The organism is Streptococcus sanguinis (genome assembly GCF_003943655.1).
Classification (GTDB): domain Bacteria; phylum Bacillota; class Bacilli; order Lactobacillales; family Streptococcaceae; genus Streptococcus; species Streptococcus sanguinis_F.
Genome location: NZ_RJMM01000002.1, coordinates 42,381 through 57,810, shown reverse-complemented (window position 1 = coordinate 57,810; position 15,430 = coordinate 42,381). Strand labels below are relative to the sequence as shown.

The 15,430-nt window shown below is 45.1% G+C and carries 16 protein-coding genes; 11 read left to right on the top strand and 5 right to left on the bottom strand.

Annotated features, from left to right (window positions below; genetic code table 11):
• The first annotated feature begins 71 nt into the window (after nt 1-71).
• Nucleotides 72-1,115 (top strand): translation elongation factor Ts, encoded by a 1,044-nt coding sequence (tsf, locus tag D8886_RS01610; RefSeq protein ID WP_125342404.1) that lies wholly within the window; start codon nt 72-74, stop codon nt 1,113-1,115.
• Between the two features lie 99 nt (nt 1,116-1,214).
• On the opposite strand, the gene D8886_RS01605 is transcribed toward tsf, so the two are convergent.
• Nucleotides 1,215-1,703, bottom strand: coding sequence for a hypothetical protein (locus D8886_RS01605; protein WP_172633371.1), 489 nt, complete (start codon nt 1,701-1,703; stop codon nt 1,215-1,217).
• A 146-nt stretch (nt 1,704-1,849) separates the two neighbouring features.
• Here D8886_RS01605 and D8886_RS01600 point away from each other — a divergent pair, with 146 nt between their 5' ends.
• The 9 genes from D8886_RS01600 (at nt 1,850) to D8886_RS01560 (ending at nt 10,330) form a co-directional block, all read left to right on the top strand.
• Complete coding sequence (locus D8886_RS01600; RefSeq protein WP_002899234.1) at nt 1,850-2,314, top strand: CtsR family transcriptional regulator; 465 nt, start codon at nt 1,850-1,852, stop codon at nt 2,312-2,314.
• Nucleotides 2,315-4,744: an ATP-dependent Clp protease ATP-binding subunit gene (locus D8886_RS01595; RefSeq protein WP_002908546.1), complete on the top strand. Its 2,430-nt coding sequence runs from the start codon at nt 2,315-2,317 to the stop codon at nt 4,742-4,744.
• 127 nt (nt 4,745-4,871) lie between these two features.
• Nucleotides 4,872-5,582 carry a DUF4272 domain-containing protein gene (locus tag D8886_RS01590; protein ID WP_002908547.1) on the top strand — a complete coding sequence of 237 codons (711 nt, stop codon included), beginning with the start codon at nt 4,872-4,874 and terminating at the stop codon, nt 5,580-5,582.
• Between the two features lie 42 nt (nt 5,583-5,624).
• A complete protein-coding gene (locus tag D8886_RS01585) occupies nt 5,625-6,110 on the top strand; it encodes a hypothetical protein (RefSeq protein ID WP_002908549.1) in 486 nt (161 codons plus the stop codon).
• A complete protein-coding gene (locus D8886_RS01580) occupies nt 6,094-6,495 on the top strand; it encodes a DUF4430 domain-containing protein (RefSeq protein WP_002908550.1) in 402 nt (133 codons plus the stop codon). The genes D8886_RS01585 and D8886_RS01580 overlap by 17 nt, the downstream gene beginning before the upstream one ends.
• Before the next feature lie 185 nt (nt 6,496-6,680).
• The gene (locus tag D8886_RS01575) at nt 6,681-7,739 is read left to right on the top strand and encodes an AAA family ATPase (protein WP_002908552.1); all 1,059 of its coding nucleotides are present in this window, start codon (nt 6,681-6,683) and stop codon (nt 7,737-7,739) included.
• Nucleotides 7,740-7,760: 21 nt separating this feature from the next.
• Complete coding sequence (gene pnuC, locus D8886_RS01570; protein WP_002908554.1) at nt 7,761-8,576, top strand: nicotinamide riboside transporter PnuC; 816 nt, start codon at nt 7,761-7,763, stop codon at nt 8,574-8,576.
• 54 nt (nt 8,577-8,630) lie between these two features.
• Nucleotides 8,631-9,419, top strand: coding sequence for an NUDIX domain-containing protein (locus tag D8886_RS01565; RefSeq protein WP_002908556.1), 789 nt, complete (start codon nt 8,631-8,633; stop codon nt 9,417-9,419).
• A 161-nt stretch (nt 9,420-9,580) separates the two neighbouring features.
• Entirely contained in the window at nt 9,581-10,330 is a 750-nt protein-coding gene (locus D8886_RS01560) for a DUF6287 domain-containing protein (RefSeq protein ID WP_125434019.1), read from the top strand.
• Nucleotides 10,331-10,370: 40 nt separating this feature from the next.
• Here D8886_RS01560 and dusB read toward each other — a convergent pair whose 3' ends face one another.
• Together dusB and hslO are read right to left on the bottom strand one after the other, a co-directional pair.
• A complete protein-coding gene (gene dusB / locus D8886_RS01555) occupies nt 10,371-11,348 on the bottom strand; it encodes a tRNA dihydrouridine synthase DusB (RefSeq protein ID WP_185761221.1) in 978 nt (325 codons plus the stop codon).
• On the bottom strand, nt 11,335-12,207 hold the full coding sequence (gene hslO, locus D8886_RS01550) for an Hsp33 family molecular chaperone HslO (RefSeq protein WP_125434018.1): 873 nt from the start codon (nt 12,205-12,207) through the stop codon (nt 11,335-11,337). Before hslO ends, dusB begins: the two co-directional genes overlap by 14 nt.
• 118 nt (nt 12,208-12,325) lie before the next feature.
• Here hslO and D8886_RS01545 point away from each other — a divergent pair, with 118 nt between their 5' ends.
• Nucleotides 12,326-13,144: an ADP-ribosylglycohydrolase family protein gene (locus D8886_RS01545; protein ID WP_125434017.1), complete on the top strand. Its 819-nt coding sequence runs from the start codon at nt 12,326-12,328 to the stop codon at nt 13,142-13,144.
• A 76-nt stretch (nt 13,145-13,220) separates the two neighbouring features.
• On the opposite strand, the gene D8886_RS01540 is transcribed toward D8886_RS01545, so the two are convergent.
• Together D8886_RS01540 and D8886_RS01535 are read right to left on the bottom strand one after the other, a co-directional pair.
• Nucleotides 13,221-14,477, bottom strand: coding sequence for a toxic anion resistance protein (locus D8886_RS01540; RefSeq protein WP_125434016.1), 1,257 nt, complete (start codon nt 14,475-14,477; stop codon nt 13,221-13,223).
• 24 nt (nt 14,478-14,501) lie between these two features.
• Nucleotides 14,502-15,347: a hypothetical protein gene (locus D8886_RS01535; RefSeq protein WP_125434015.1), complete on the bottom strand. Its 846-nt coding sequence runs from the start codon at nt 15,345-15,347 to the stop codon at nt 14,502-14,504.
• Nucleotides 15,348-15,430 lie beyond the last annotated feature (83 nt).

Below are 15,430 nucleotides of genomic sequence, written 5' to 3'. Positions count from 1 at the left end.
CAGTAAACTAACCTAAAGGGGCAGGGCTCAGCCCAGCTCCTTTATTTATATTAAAAAATAGGAGAAGAAAAATGGCAGAAATTACAGCTAAGCTTGTCAAAGAATTGCGTGAAAAATCTGGTGCCGGTGTCATGGACGCTAAGAAAGCACTTGTTGAAACAGATGGTGACATCGAAAAAGCGATTGAATTGCTTCGCGAAAAAGGGATGGCAAAAGCAGCTAAGAAAGCTGACCGTGTTGCCGCTGAAGGTCTGACAGGCGTTTACGTAAACGGCAATGTTGCCGCTGTTGTTGAAGTAAATGCTGAAACTGACTTCGTTGCGAAAAACGCTCAATTTGTTGACTTGGTAAATGCAACTGCGAAAGTAATCGCTGAAGGCAAACCAGCTAACAACGAAGAAGCACTTGCTTTGACAATGCCTTCAGGTGAAACTCTTGAAGCTGCATACGTATCTGCAACTGCAACTATCGGAGAAAAAATCTCTTTCCGTCGCTTTGCTTTGATTGAAAAGACAGATACTCAACACTTTGGTGCTTACCAACACAACGGTGGCCGTATCGGTGTTATCTCAGTTATCGAAGGTGGAGACGATGCTCTTGCTAAGCAAATCTCTATGCACATTGCTGCGATGAAACCAACAGTTCTTTCTTACAAAGAATTGGACGAGCAATTTGTCAAAGATGAATTGGCACAATTGAACCACGTCATCGATCAAGACAACGAAAGCCGTGCAATGGTTGGTAAACCAGCTCTTCCACACTTGAAATACGGTTCTAAAGCTCAATTGACTGATGCAGTTGTTGCTCAAGCTGAAGAAGACATCAAAGCTGAGTTGGCTGCTGAAGGCAAACCAGAAAAGATCTGGGACAAGATCATCCCAGGTAAAATGGATCGCTTCATGCTTGACAACACTAAAGTTGACCAAGCATACACACTTCTTGCACAAGTATACATCATGGATGACAGCAAGACAGTTGAAGCTTACCTTGAATCAGTAAATGCTTCAGTAGTTGAGTTCGCTCGCTTTGAAGTTGGTGAAGGTATCGAAAAAGCTGCTAACGACTTTGAAAACGAAGTAGCTGCAACAATGGCTGCTGCTCTTGGTCAAAACTAATCGTTTTTAGCTTAAAAATAGAACGATAAAAAGGTCTGAGAAAAAATCTCAGACCTTTTTATAGGTTTTTAAACATCAAGTTTAGAATGGTGAGCAGCATCACTTAGCTGCTTTTTCTCTTTCTTCCTTATGAGCAATCAAGCCATTGGTAAAAATCAATACTGCCAAGAGGAAGAGAAGAGCTGTCGTTTGGGGGTAAGTCAAGCTAAACTGGTAGACTTTGGTAATAAACAAAAGGGGCAGAGTAACCACCATCATAATCAGAAAGCTATACCATTTGACTCGGTTGCTGACCAGCTCCTGTTCGAAGAGCAGGGGAGCATAAAGACAGGCGATGAGAGCTCCGATAGGAATATCAACATAGTCAGCCGAAAAGATGGTGAAAATACTCAGAGCTGCAAAGAGCCATTTGAGTACATGACGAGAATAGTTGAGCCAATCCATTTTCATTGGATTATCCTCCTTGTTTAGATGATAGTTGGCAGGCAGGAGTTTCTGTCTGTCTTTTCCTTGTGGATTTCCACCTATATTATAACGCTTTAAAAGCAAAAAGCAAGCGGTCACACAAGTATAGCAAAGCTTTTTCACTAGTTTGAATTGTCAGATCTTTCAGTCATCCCTTTTTCTTTCAAAATAGAGACTTTTCCGGTATAATATTAGTCAAAGATAGTCAATGTTAGAGAAGCAAGGAAAAAAGAAATTTATTCTGAAATTCTCAACTGGAAAGGGAAGTTATGGGTGCAAAAAACACATCGGACAGTATTGAAGCATATATCAAGTCTATTCTGGCTCAGGCGGGAATGGTTGAACTGAAACGCAGTGAACTGGCTGATGTTTTTCAGGTGGTTCCCAGTCAGATTAACTATGTGATTAAGACTCGTTTTACGGAAAGTCGGGGCTATATCGTCGAGAGCAAGCGTGGTGGCGGCGGCTATATTCGGATTGGAAAGATTGAATTTTCCGACCGGCATCAGATGCTTTGCGGCCTGTACGACAGTGTGGGGGAGCGTGTCAGCCAGCAGGTTTTCACAGATGTTATTCAGCTTCTTTTTGACGAGAAGATTATGACTGAACGTGAGGGCAATCTAATCTTGTCAACAGCATCGGACTCGATTTTGGGTGATGGGGCTGCGGTGATTCGTGCCCGAATATTAAAAAAGATTTTACAACAACTAGACAGAAAAGGAATGGAATCATAAATGAAATACTCAAAAGCCTTAATAGAAAGCTTGGAAGCAGCCCAGCTCTTGGCCGGCCATTTTACGACAGATTATCTGGAATCATGGCATCTGCTGATTGCTCTGGCTAATAATCCCTACAGCGTTGCTGGCTCAGTTCTCAATGAGTTTCCTGTGGAAGTTGATGGATTTGAAGAAGCGGCTTTTCAGATTACTGGTCAGGCTTATCAGAAAGACGGTCACTTCGAGCTGCTGCCTTTTTCTTATCGCTTAGAGGAGTTGTTTGAGGAGGCGGGGCAGATTGCAGAAGCTGTTCGGGCTAAGCATGTAGGTACTGAGCATGTGCTGCTGGCCATGCTATTTGACCGGGGTACCTTGGCCTCTCGTATTCTGGAATTTACCGGCTTTAGCTACGAGGACAAAGAGCAGGGGCCGAAAATCAGTGATTTGCGAAAGGTCTTGGAGCAGCGAGCTGGCTGGGGCAAGGAAGATATCAAGGCTATTCGCAGTCTGAATAAGGGAGTAATGGCCGCTAAGCAGACCATGGCCAATATGATGGGGATGCCAGCTTCTACCAGCGGGGGGCTAGAAGACTACACTCGAGATTTGACGGAGCTGGCTAGAGATGGCCGATTGGAGCCCGTCATTGGCCGCGATCAAGAAATTTCACGAATAGTTCAGATTCTCAGTCGCAAGACTAAAAACAATCCAGTGCTGGTTGGCGATGCTGGGGTTGGTAAGACAGCTCTGGCTTTAGGACTGGCTCAGCGTGTAGCGGCTGGTCAGGTTCCGGCTGAACTTGCTAAGATGCGGGTTTTGGAGCTGGACTTGATGAATGTAGTTGCTGGCACTCGCTTTCGCGGAGACTTCGAGGAGCGGATGAACAACATCATCAATGACATTGAAGAAGATGGTCATGTCATTCTCTTCATCGATGAGCTGCATACTATCATGGGATCTGGCAGCGGTATTGACTCGACCTTGGATGCGGCCAATATTCTGAAACCGGCTCTGGCTCGCGGCACTCTGCGGACAGTTGGTGCTACGACGCAGGAAGAGTATCAGAAACATATTGAAAAAGATGCGGCTCTTTCTCGGCGTTTTGCCAAGGTCAGCATAGAAGAGCCAAATATGGCTGACAGCATTGTTATTTTACAAGGTCTGAGAAAGAGCTATGAGGACCATCACAAGGTGCAGATTAGTGATCAGGCGATTGAGACGGCGGTGAAATATGCCCATCGCTATCTGACTAGCAAGCATCTGCCAGACTCTGCCATTGATCTTTTGGACGAAGCCAGTGCAACAGTGCAGAATAGAGGACCGCAAAATTACGAGCAGTCGGATTTGACGCCAGTGGATCAAGCCTTGATGGCAGCGGACTTTAAAAAGGTTTCACAACTGCTTGAGCAAGAGCAGCAACCCAAGCTCTATAAACTGAAAGTGGAAGAAGACGATGTTTTGGCTACTCTGAGTGGCTTGTCTGGTATTCCAGTGCAGAAGCTGACTCAGACAGATGCGAAGAAATACCTCAATTTGGAAACAGAACTGCATAAACGCGTGATTGGTCAGGACGAGGCGATTTCAGCTATCAGCCGAGCCATCCGACGGAACCAGTCTGGTATCCGCAGCAGCAAGCGGCCGATTGGCTCCTTTATGTTCCTAGGTCCGACAGGAGTCGGAAAAACAGAGCTAGCCAAGGCCTTGGCTGAAAGTCTCTTTGATGACGAATCTGCTCTCATCCGCTTTGATATGAGTGAGTACATGGAGAAATTCGCGGCTAGCCGCCTCAATGGAGCGCCTCCAGGCTATGTAGGCTATGAAGAAGGAGGGGAGCTGACGGAGAAGGTACGCAACCGACCTTATTCTGTCCTGCTCTTTGACGAGGTGGAAAAGGCGCATCCGGATATTTTCAATGTCCTCCTCCAGGTCTTGGATGATGGTCAGCTGACGGACAGCAAGGGTCGCAAGGTGGACTTCTCCAACACGATTATTATCATGACCAGCAATCTGGGGGCAACTAGTTTGCGGGATGATAAGACGGTGGGCTTTGGAGCGCGGGATATTCGCTTGGACCATGCCAATATGGAAAAACGGATGCTGGAAGAGCTTAAGAAAGCTTATCGACCAGAGTTTATCAACCGTATCGACGAAAAGGTAGTTTTCCACAGCTTATCTGCAGAAGATATGCAGGAAGTGGTCAAGGTTATGGTCAAACCGCTCATTGCCAGTCTTACTGAGAAGGGAATTGAGCTGAAGTTCCAGGCTAGTGCCCTTAAGCTGCTGGCTCAGGAAGGCTACGATGTGGAAATGGGGGCACGGCCATTGCGCCGCACTCTGCAGACCCAGGTAGAGGACAAACTATCTGAACTCCTCTTGACAGGAGATTTGATGACGGGTCAAACTCTTAAGGTCGGGGTCAAGGCTGGCCAACTCAAGTTCGAAGTGGCCTAGAAAGTGCAGTCTTTTAATGGAAAGTTGAGTGCTCGCGGTTAATCCCTGATAGCAATCATACCTATAGATACCGAACAGTTATTTCATCATTCAATGAAACTGGGAAATTGAAGGATTGGAGGCTGAGATGTCGTTTTTTAAAGATTTGTTTGCTGGCAAGAAAGCCAAATTGAAAACACCAGAAGAGCGCAAGGCGGCTAGTATCCAGCGTTTGAAAAAGGAAGGTATTCCTTACATCGAGCATTTGCCAGTTATCGAAGGTGCTGAGCAGGTGCGACCGCGCTCGCTAGAAGAAATTGCGCGTCGAGCTATTACCAGCCTCTTGATTATTCAGGCGGCCTTGGATATCGAAAATAATAATTATAATGAGGAGAGCCGCCATTGGCTGCAGGATAAACTGCAGCAATACGGGGTGCAGGAAGAGTTGACGCCCAAAGAAAGGGCAGTCTTGGAAGATTGTGCCGACTCGGCAGCTATTATTAATATGGTTTGGAAATATGAGGCCTATTGGTCCCTGATTTGGTACTTGGGTCTAGTAGATGCTTTGCCGTTTCCAGATAAGATTTGTGATTGTGATGCTGCTATTGATGCAGTCGCTAGTGCGGTTGACTTTCAGGAATTTCTGGGTAAATGCCAACCGCGCAGCTTAGAAGAATTACTGGATGAAGATGATTTGATTTATCGTTATCATTGGGCCTGTGTTGATGCTCGGATTCATGACCAGCCAGCACCGGCAAGCCTTGATGAAAGTGTTGTTCTGGAGAGACGGTCTGGCCTTGACTGGCTACTGGGGCTGAATACGGCCCAAGACTGGGATGCTGTTGAGCTGCATACCTAGTCCAACTTCTCTTGATTCACTCAATTAGAAAAGGAGGTACCTTTGTCCGCTCGTAAAATGGCTAAAATTGCCATCCTATCGGCTTTATGTGTGGCCTTTCGCTATGCATTTTCCTTTCTGCCCAATGTGCAGCCTATCTCAGCTATCTTTTTCCTGATTGTTATCTTTGAGGATTTGCCGACTTCGCTCCTAGTGATGGCTGTGACGATGTTTACATCAGCTTTTCTTTTGGGGATGAGCCCAATCGTCCTCTTTCAGTTGCTGTCCTTTGGACTGATTCTTTGCCTTTGGCGGCTGCTCTATCCTAGGTTAAATCTAGTGGGACAGGGAATAACAGCAGCTCTCCTATCCTTTGGCTATGGCATTGCCATCGATACACTGACAGCCTTGCTGTACAACTATCACTGGTGGTCTTATGCGATTATCAACGCTTTGACTTTCAATATAGCGCACGGACTGTCGACCTTGTTTTTTTACCCACTCTTGTACCCTATTTTAAGGAGGCTCTATAATGAAAAAAATCTTTAGTTTGCTCACACTTGCTTTTGCCCTTCTCCTTGTTGGTTGCGGTAACAGCCAGACAAATACTGACAAGAGCTCTAGCTCTGCTGATTCTTCTGTTAAAAAGGAACTGAAGATCAGCATCAGTATTGCACCAGAAGGTCAGGAGAAGAGCGAGAAAACGGTGGCTGTTGAAGAAGGAAAGACAGCTATGGATGCTTTGAAGAAGGCCTATAAGGTCGAAGAAAAAGATGGTTTTATCACTTCTATTGACGGTCATACTCAAGATGAAGCAAAGGGCCTCTACTGGATGTTTAAGGTCAACGGAGAAATGGCTCCTAAGGCAGCCAATCAAATCACTGTCAAGGATGGAGACAAGCTGGAATTCTACCAAGAAGTCTATCAGCAATAAATCTTGTAAAAAAGAATCTGATGCTTAAGGCATTAGGTTCTTTTTTGTGCCCTTGATACAGTTTTAAAGTGTCTTAAAAGTATTTTTATAAAATTTTATAAAAAACCATTGACAAAAGAAAAATATAGTTTATAATAAAATCATAGAAGCATAAAAATATAAAAAACAATAAAAAGGTTAAACGTATGAAAGAAAAAATTGCAATCGTCTTTGGAACATTTGCTCCCTTGCATCAGGGGCATATCGACTTGATACAGAAGGCTAAGCGTTCTTATGATAAGGTGCGCGTGGTGGTTTCTGGTTATCAGGGAGACCGTGGGCAGAAAGTGGGTCTGTCTCTGCAGAAGCGTTTTCGATATACGCGGGAGACTTTCGCAGATGATGAGTTAACACAGGTTTATAAGCTAGATGAAACTTCCTTTCCCCGCTATCCTCTGGGTTGGGACAAGTGGCTGCCGGCTTTATTGGAGTTGGTGGGCTATGATTCAGAACGCGAGGAACTGATTTTCTTTGTCGGAGAATCAGACTATCAAGCGGAGCTGACAAAGCGTGGTTTTGAAACCTGTTTGGAAGAGCGACAGTTTGGGATTTCAGCAACGATGATTCGGGAAAATCCTAGTCGTTATTGGAAATATATCGCCCAGCCTTTCCGCCGTCACTTTACCAAGAAAGTGCTGATTATGGGTAGTGCCAGCAATGGTAAAACGACCTTGGCTAAGGATTTGGCTCGCTTTTATGATGCTCCGGTTAGTCTGGAATATGCTCGAGAATACCAGATTCAAAATAACGTGCGAGACGATGAGCTGACTCCTAAAGACTACTATTATCTGCTCTTAGGACAATATGCTCAGACTTCTCGCTTGATTGACAGCAGCGCCAACCGTGGTCTGGTCGTGGCTGATACAAATTCGCTGGTAACTAAGGCTTACTATGATTACTATCTGAAAGAAAGTCCGGTTCAGGACGAAGAAACAGATACTTTTGATAATCTCTTTGCCAGCATTTTGTCCAAGGAAAAATGGGATTTGATTCTCTTTGCTGAGCCGATCGGCACCTATGTTAACGATGGCTTTCGTGATATGAGCATGGCGGACGAGGCTATCCGCAGTGATTTTTCAAGCCATCTAAAAAGGCTGAAAGACCAGTGTTTGGCTCATATTCCGACGGTCTATCTAGCTGGTAGTTATTTGGATAATTATCAGGCGGCCAAAGAAGCGATCGACATGATTTATCAAACGGATTAAAAAAGAAAGTGGTAAAATAGAATGGTAGTAAAAAATCAAAAACTCTCTCCTGCACCTCTCTACGCAGGACTGAAACAAAAATTTCAAACCTTTGCTCGGAATTTCCGCAATGTCTGTGCAGCAGCTAAAAAGCAGGGGATAAAAGGAATCGCGAAATTGCTCTGGCAGGATTTATTTGGCGGGCGTAGCTTGACTCAATGGCTCTACTTGATTGCTTTGTCTAGTCTGCCTTTCATTTTGGAGTTCACCAGTGGCCAGGAGCAGCATGACTGGCTGGGACTCTTTGCTTCTTGGACAGGCATCGTTTGCGTTATTCTAGTAGCCGAGGGACGGGCCAGCAATTACCTCTTTGGAGCGGTTAATTCAGCAATTTACCTCCTATTGTCTTTTCAGGCTAGCTTTTATGGAGAAGTGCTGACTACGGTCTACTTCTTTATTATGCAGCCGATTGGCCTCTATACTTGGCTGTCCAACCGGGTTAATGAACAAGATAAGGAAGAGCCATCTCATTTTGAAGCTAAGAAGTTAGACTGGCGTGGCTGGCTTAAATATTTGGCCTTGACTGCCTTGATTTGGATTGGTATGGGCTTTGCTTATAAGAGCATTCACAGTCACCGGCCTTTCCGTGATAGCGTGACAGATGCGACCAATGGTATCGGTCAGCTTCTCATGACTGGTCTCTACCGCGAACAGTGGATCTTCTGGATTGCGACCAATCTCTTCAGTATTTATCTCTGGTGGGGGAGCAACCTTCATATCCAGGCCATGTACTGGGTCTATACCCTCAATAGTATCGTTGGATGGTATCAGTGGACCAAGGCGGTGAAGAAAGCTTAGACTAAGATTTGAGATTTTTTGATAGAAAAAATAGCTTAGGAAAGGAAGAAACTCATGACCAAACAGGATATCCCAGCGGGAATGTCGGAAAAAGAGTACTATGAAACCATGGCGGATGAGTCCGCCTTTTTGGCATGGTACAAGACACAGGATTTGCCAAAGTACGAGACGCCCAGCGTAACAGCGGATATGGTAGCCTACTGTTTCGTGGAAGGTCAGATAAAACTCTTGGTCATCAAGCGCAAGGCTCACCCTTATCAAAATAAATATGCTTTGGTCGGAGGTTTTGTAGACAAGCATGAGGATGCCTATCAGGCCTGCATTCGGGAAGTAAAGGAAGAGGTGGGGCTGGAGATACCGCTGGAAAAGGTGGAACAGCTGATGACGGTATCTACTCCAGGGCGTGATCCACGCGGATGGGTCATCACCATTGCCCATCTGGTCTATCTGCCGGCCATAGCAGTAGACCAAGTACAAGCTGGGGATGATGCCAAGGAAGTCACCTTTCTTGATGTAGACTTTAAGACAAGGAGTTTTAGAGACGGTGAGCGGCTCCTGACAGCAGAGGACTTTGCCTTTGACCACTACCAAATCCTGCTGGAATCTATCAAGCGGATTCAGGGGCGACTGGACTGGAATCCAACTTTTCTCCATTTGCTGGAATCACCGTTTACTGTTTATGAAGGGACTGAGTTGGTCAATCTCATCACGCCTAGACGACCTATTGTCAGCAATAATTTTCTAGTGAAATTTGGAGAATACCTAGAGGAGGCTGGCGTTAAGCGCGTGCCAAAGAAGAAGCCGAGAAAAGTGTATCGGCTGAAGGCAGAAAAACCAGATTAAAAGAAAGCTGATCATATATTTCTCTTGCAGGACAAATTTGTCCTGTTTTTTCGTTTTTAATTACGAATAGATATGTAGGAGCGAGTTTCTCATGACAAAAGAAACAGATTGAGAAACAGAACTTCGCTTGAGTAAAAAAATTTTTTAAGAATTTTGCATAAATGATTGACATAGAAAAATTACAGTGTTACAATAATGTTACAAAAAGATTTCTTTATATTACAAGGAGACAAAAGATGAAAACACGTACTTATACAAAAATGATGGCAGCTGCAGTTCTGGCTTCTAGTTTGCTTTTAGGGGCATGTGGTAAGAAAGAAGAAAGTGCAACAAGTGCTAGTTCTAGCAAGACTGTTCAAGCTTCTTCTGGCTCAAAAGCTGCGTCATCCAGTAAGGTCAGCGCTTCTCCTAAGGTTAGCAATAGCGCTTCTTCAGAAGGAGCAGTTAGCCAGCCTGGACAAGCCCAAGCTCCTGCCAGTCAGCAACAGTCTACTGTCGAAGCTCCTCAAGTCCAACAACCGCAGCCACAGCAAGCTTCAGGTCGACAAAACACTCAGAGTCAAGCAACTCAACCAGCCCAAGCTCCCGAAAGCAATCGCCAGCTTCAGAATAAGCAGGCAGCCAGCAATGCTCGCTATAAAGGTGTCTTGACTATGGTGGATGGGGATTTCTCAGCCGCTGCTGGAACTTGGAAGGATGCCAATGGAAATACTGTGACTGTATCAGGTAATGGTCAATTCACAGTCCAGTCTGCAGATGGAAAAACAGATAATTATTCCATCGCTTCTTACTCCTATACGCTGGATGATGGCAAATACAATGCGCAGTTAAGCGGGCAAGGCAATGCCAATCTGCAGATTACAACAGGAGCAGATGGCTCAGTAACAAGTGTTGTGGTGACTCAACCCTAAACAGAACAAAAAAGGAAGTCCAATGGGCTTCCTTTCGTCTTTATTTTTGAATTTGTAAGAGTTCTTCGATTTCAGCCAGACTTTCAGCTTGCGAAATAGCACCGCGGAGCTTGGCTGCTCCTGCAGTACCGCGCAGATAGTGCGGAGCTAGGCCCCGGAATTCGCGGATGGCTACATATTCTCCTTTGAGATTCACCAAGCGAGAAAGGTGATCGTGAGCGACTTTCATCTTATCTTCAAAGCTGAGGTCTGGTAGGACTTCGCCAGTTTCAAAGTAGTGGTTGATTTGGTTAAAGAGATAAGGATTTCCCATAGCAGCTCGGCCTACCATGACGGCATCGGCGCCGACTTCCTCAATACGCTGTTTAGCATCTTGGACGCTGCGGATATCACCGTTAGCGATAAAAGGAATCTTAGTCAGAGCATGGGCTACGTCGTGCAAGGTCTCAAGGTCAGCATGACCAGTATACATTTGCTCACGGGTGCGGCCGTGCATAGCCAGGGCGGAGACTCCGGCGGCTTCGGCTGCTAGAGCGTTTTCTACAGCCAGTGAGCTGTTGGACCAACCCGTCCGCATCTTGACTGTCAGGGGAATATCCAGAACGGACTGGACCTTGTTGATGATTTTATAGATTTTCTCAGGGTCCTTGAGCCATTTAGCTCCAGCTTCGTTTTTGACAATTTTATTGACCGGGCAGCCCATATTGATATCGACAATATCCGTCTTGGTGTTTTCTTGGATAAATTCTGCTGCGCGTGCTAAACTATCCTCGTCGCTGCCGAAAAGCTGGATAGAAACAGGATTTTCTCCCTCATCAATATGGAGCATGTGGAGGGTTTTTTCGTTGTTATACTGGATGCCCTTGTCAGAGACCATTTCCATGACGACCAGGCCTGCTCCCAGCTCTTTGGCAATGGTTCGGAAAGCAGAGTTGGTTACGCCGGCCATAGGTGCCAGAACTGTGCGGTTGGGAATTTCAACATTCCCAATCATAAAAGGGGTATTAAGATTTGTCACGAATCAGTTCCTCCAGGTCGTTTTGGTCAAAGTGATAGGCTGTCTGGCAAAATTGGCAGACGATTTCAGCTCCTTGGTCTTGGTCACGCATCTCTTCTAAGTCAGCCTTTGGCAGGGTAGCCAAGGCATTCATGAAGCGCTCTTTGTTACAGTCGCATTGGAAGCGGATTTTCTCTTCAGACAGGCGTTTGTATGGCTCATCACCATAGATGGCAGCCAGCAGAGCTTCAATATGGTCATCGGATTCCAGCAGTCTTGAGATAGCAGGCATTTCTTGGATCCGCTTCTCAAAGCGGGCAATTTCAGCTTCTTTAGCACCAGGCAGAACTTGTACCAAGAAGCCGCCAGCAACCTTGACTTTATCATTCTCATCCAAGAGGACGTTGATACCAACTGCAGAAGGCGTTTGCTGGCTTTCGGTCAGGTAGAAGGCTAGGTCTTCACCGATTTCCCCAGAGATGAGAGGAGTCATGGAGTTGTAAGGATTGCCAGTACCATAGTCCGTGATGACGAGGAATTCTCCTTGGCCGACAAAAGGACCAACTAGAACCTCACCGGTGGCAGTCTTTTTGATATCTACACCGGGATTTTGCACATAGCCTTTGACATTGCCCTCGGTATCTGCCACTGTGATAATCGCGCCTAGTGTGCTGGTCCCGAGAATCTTGACGGTAATCTTGGTCTGGCCTTTTTCATTTGCAGCTAAAATTTGACTGGCAATCAGTGTGCGGCCAAGTGCAACGGTAGAGCTTGCTTGAGTTTGATGTTTTTCTTGAGCGGTCCGAACCGTCTCTGTGCTATCCAGCACATAAGCTCGGAAAGAACCATTTTCTGAGATAGTTTTGATAATTTTGTCCATACCTTTTATTTTAACACAAAATAGAAAAACAAGCGCGCGACTGCGCTTGTTTTTTGGGGTTAGGAAGAATTTTAAGAGCAAAAATAGTATAATAAAATAAAAAGCATAGGAGACTAGTATGAACCAATCTTTGAAAGCGGCAGTCTATGGTCTGGCAGTAGCTGATGCATTAGGCGTTCCGTATGAATTTTTAACCCGAGGCAGTTTTAAAGCGGTTGAGATGGTGGGTTATGGCAGCCATCAGCAACCGGCTGGGACTTGGTCAGATGATACCAGCCTTGTTTTGGCGACCTGTGATTCTATTAGGGAAAAAGGTAAGATTGACCCTGTCGATATGCAGCAGCGGTTTAAAAATTGGCTCTTCGAGGGAGCATACACACCGGATGGTTTGACCTTTGATGTAGGAAATGCGACTCGCGAAGCCTTGACAAGAGAACACGGTCTATCTGATGAATATTCCAATGGAAATGGTTCTTTGATGCGGATTCTGCCCCTAGCCTTTACTGCAGCTGGTCCGTCTGATATTGAGGCTGTTTCCAGTATTACACATGCCCATGCGACTTCCGTAGAGGCCTGCCTGCTTTATGTGGCTATTGCTCGTAAGCTCTTAAAAGGCCAGCAACTATCGGAAATACTATCAGACTTAGCGACTAGCACGACCTATGCTCGTTTGCAAACTTTAGCAGAGCTGACCGAAGATGACATTCGCTCTACTGGCTATGTGGTGGATACCTTGGAAGCAGCACTGTGGTGTCTGCTGACTAGCACTTCTTATCTGGAAACTGTCTTGAAAGCTGTTAATTTGGGCGATGACACTGATACAGTAGCAGCAGTTGCTGGCGGCCTGGCTGGCATCATCTATGGTTTGGAAGGGATTCCTGATAACTGGCTAGCCCAGCTGCCCAATAAAGAACTGTTGGAAAGCTGCTTGTTTTAAAGGGATAATCGGAAGACAGGACTGTATTGATCATTTAAAAAGTAAAACATTAAAAGAGCCATCTAGGCTCTTTTACTTATTCTGTAGTTAATTCTTTCTGGGCTTCCTTGCCTTGGTCCAACAGGGCTTGGATAATCTTTTGATCACGCAGTTTGACAGAGTTGTTGATGGTCTCTGCAGACTGGATAACAGTAGCTTCTAGCAGAGCGCGTTTTTCCCGTCCTTTATCAATGGCTTCGATAATGCCTTGATTTTGTGCGACGAGGCTTTCTGCCAGCTTGGTGACAGACTCAACAGCGATGGTAGGGCTTTGGGAAATCCGTTCCAGCTGAGGAATGACTTCCTTGCTCGTTTCGGCGAGCATTTGCAGGGCAGCGTTATTGGCATTCGAGATGGCGTCAGCTACCTGACCAGACTTCATGGATTGCTGGAGAATGCCTAACTGAGCGATAGACAGTTTCATCGTTGGAATGGTATTGCGACGGAGCATTCCAAGTTTTTGGCGCATATCAGAGGAAACCTTGACCAGATTGCGCATCTGAGGCGTTGTCGCCCAAGCCACATAGAGACGGCTGACATATTCAGTGTGTTGCTGCTCTAGGGTATTGACCACCTCTGTCATACGAGCTAATTCTTGCGATTTGACTTGGTAGTCAACAGTTGTCATATCTAACTGAGCGACTTCAGCCTGCAGTTTGAGCGCTCGATTGCCAGATTCTTGCTGAGCAGCTTCGATAAAGGAAATAACTCCAACTAGGTTTTCAATCGATTTGGTATTGTCCTCAATCAGCATTTCAGCAGAAACAATATTGCGAGCCAGAACGTCTTCTTGCTTGACAACGGTTGCAGCCATGCCGTCCATTTTCTGCTCAATATTTTGTGAGTCAAAATAGAATTCTTGAAGAGTGTTTTTGCTCTGTTTGAAGAGTTTTTCCAGAAAATTAGGCTTTTTGTCCAGTTCTGCTACTTGAGCATCCTTGTATTTTGCAACAAAGCCATTGAGTTCTTTGTTAGTGTTTTTTAAGAGCTCATCTACCTGGGGAATTTGTAATTTTTTCTGCTCGGCTAAGATACGATTGACAGTACCGTTGACCTCTTCTACAGCAGATTGACCAAAGTCCAGCAAGGCANTTTGGTCTGATACGAAATTATCCACCAGCTGTGGAGCTTTAGCCGTAATAGCACTCTGTTGCTCAGGAGTCAGTTTTTCCAGAAAAGTTAGCTGGCCATTTTCTTGAGTCGTATTGGCTTCGATGATTTCTGTTGTTTTGTCGCTTTTGCTGATGGCATTGTTAGCAATTTTATCAATGTCAAAATTAAATTCTTGGCTCATAGTTTCTCCTTTGGTTTATATAGCTTAAAGACCAGTGTCTGTTTGCTTTTCTTTGTCTAAGATACGCAAGCTAATGTCAAAGTCCCTCAAATCAGCTTCATTTAACTGGCGCAGCGCTTCGTCTAGATCCAAGTCAAACTGCTCTATAGCTGCTTTGGCCTTGGCTAGCCGCTCCTCTGCATTGTAAAAATCTTTGGGAGAAGCTTTGATTTTGAGGTAGCCTTCTAAAATATCTTCGTAGTGCTCCATCTGGGACTGATGAATGGCAGTCAGCTCTTCCTTATTGTTGCTTTCGGATTGAGAGATTTTTTGAAGAATGGCCTCATGGTCAATCTGAATATTGCGAACCGTAGCGACCAATTCTGGGGCTAGCTCTTCTAGACTAGTTTTCTTAGGCTGCGCTTCTTTTCGTTTTTTCTCTCGTTCAATCTTTTTCAGTTGTTCATCGATTTCATCGGTGACAGTACGAATTTTGGTCTGGATTCGCTGGTAGACAGAAGTAGGAATTTCTCCTCGTAGGTCGTTAGCAGCATTTTTGATATAGGTTAGCTGGGGAAGAATTTCTAGAGCTAAATTCTGATAGCTTTCTTGGTCCCCATCTTCTTGGTAGCCTTCCAATTCTTTAATGCGACGGTCAGCATGACCAATCTCTGATTTTAAATCTTCAATACGGCCAATGCTGGCTTGCTTTGCTTCAATCCGAACTTTTTTCTGGCTTTGGTGGCGATAGATTCCGTAACCAATAGCCCCCAGAATAGCTATGGGAATTAGATAGCTGGCTACAGCTCCAGAACCAAATACAAATACCAGTATCCAAATCCAGCTAAACCATTCTGGTTGCTGGTTGGAATCATCATTTCTCCTCGACATGGACGTTTCTCTTTCTTATCAATGTGATATCTCTATTTTAACATAAAAGCTGGTTTTTGAAGGATAAAGATTGAAAAGTTTCT

Coding starts and splice junctions, on each gene's coding strand:
- pnuC (WP_002908554.1), top strand. CDS start 7,761: ATGGTAGTAAAAAATCAAAAACTCTCTCCTGCACCTCTCTACGCAGGA.
- hslO (WP_125434018.1), bottom strand. CDS start 12,207: ATGGACAAAATTATCAAAACTATCTCAGAAAATGGTTCTTTCCGAGCT.
- D8886_RS01535 (WP_125434015.1), bottom strand. CDS start 15,347: ATGTCGAGGAGAAATGATGATTCCAACCAGCAACCAGAATGGTTTAGC.
- D8886_RS01600 (WP_002899234.1), top strand. CDS start 1,850: ATGGGTGCAAAAAACACATCGGACAGTATTGAAGCATATATCAAGTCT.
- D8886_RS01595 (WP_002908546.1), top strand. CDS start 2,315: ATGAAATACTCAAAAGCCTTAATAGAAAGCTTGGAAGCAGCCCAGCTC.
- D8886_RS01590 (WP_002908547.1), top strand. CDS start 4,872: ATGTCGTTTTTTAAAGATTTGTTTGCTGGCAAGAAAGCCAAATTGAAA.
- tsf (WP_125342404.1), top strand. CDS start 72: ATGGCAGAAATTACAGCTAAGCTTGTCAAAGAATTGCGTGAAAAATCT.
- D8886_RS01575 (WP_002908552.1), top strand. CDS start 6,681: ATGAAAGAAAAAATTGCAATCGTCTTTGGAACATTTGCTCCCTTGCAT.
- D8886_RS01580 (WP_002908550.1), top strand. CDS start 6,094: ATGAAAAAAATCTTTAGTTTGCTCACACTTGCTTTTGCCCTTCTCCTT.
- D8886_RS01560 (WP_125434019.1), top strand. CDS start 9,581: ATGATTGACATAGAAAAATTACAGTGTTACAATAATGTTACAAAAAGA.
- D8886_RS01565 (WP_002908556.1), top strand. CDS start 8,631: ATGACCAAACAGGATATCCCAGCGGGAATGTCGGAAAAAGAGTACTAT.
- D8886_RS01545 (WP_125434017.1), top strand. CDS start 12,326: ATGAACCAATCTTTGAAAGCGGCAGTCTATGGTCTGGCAGTAGCTGAT.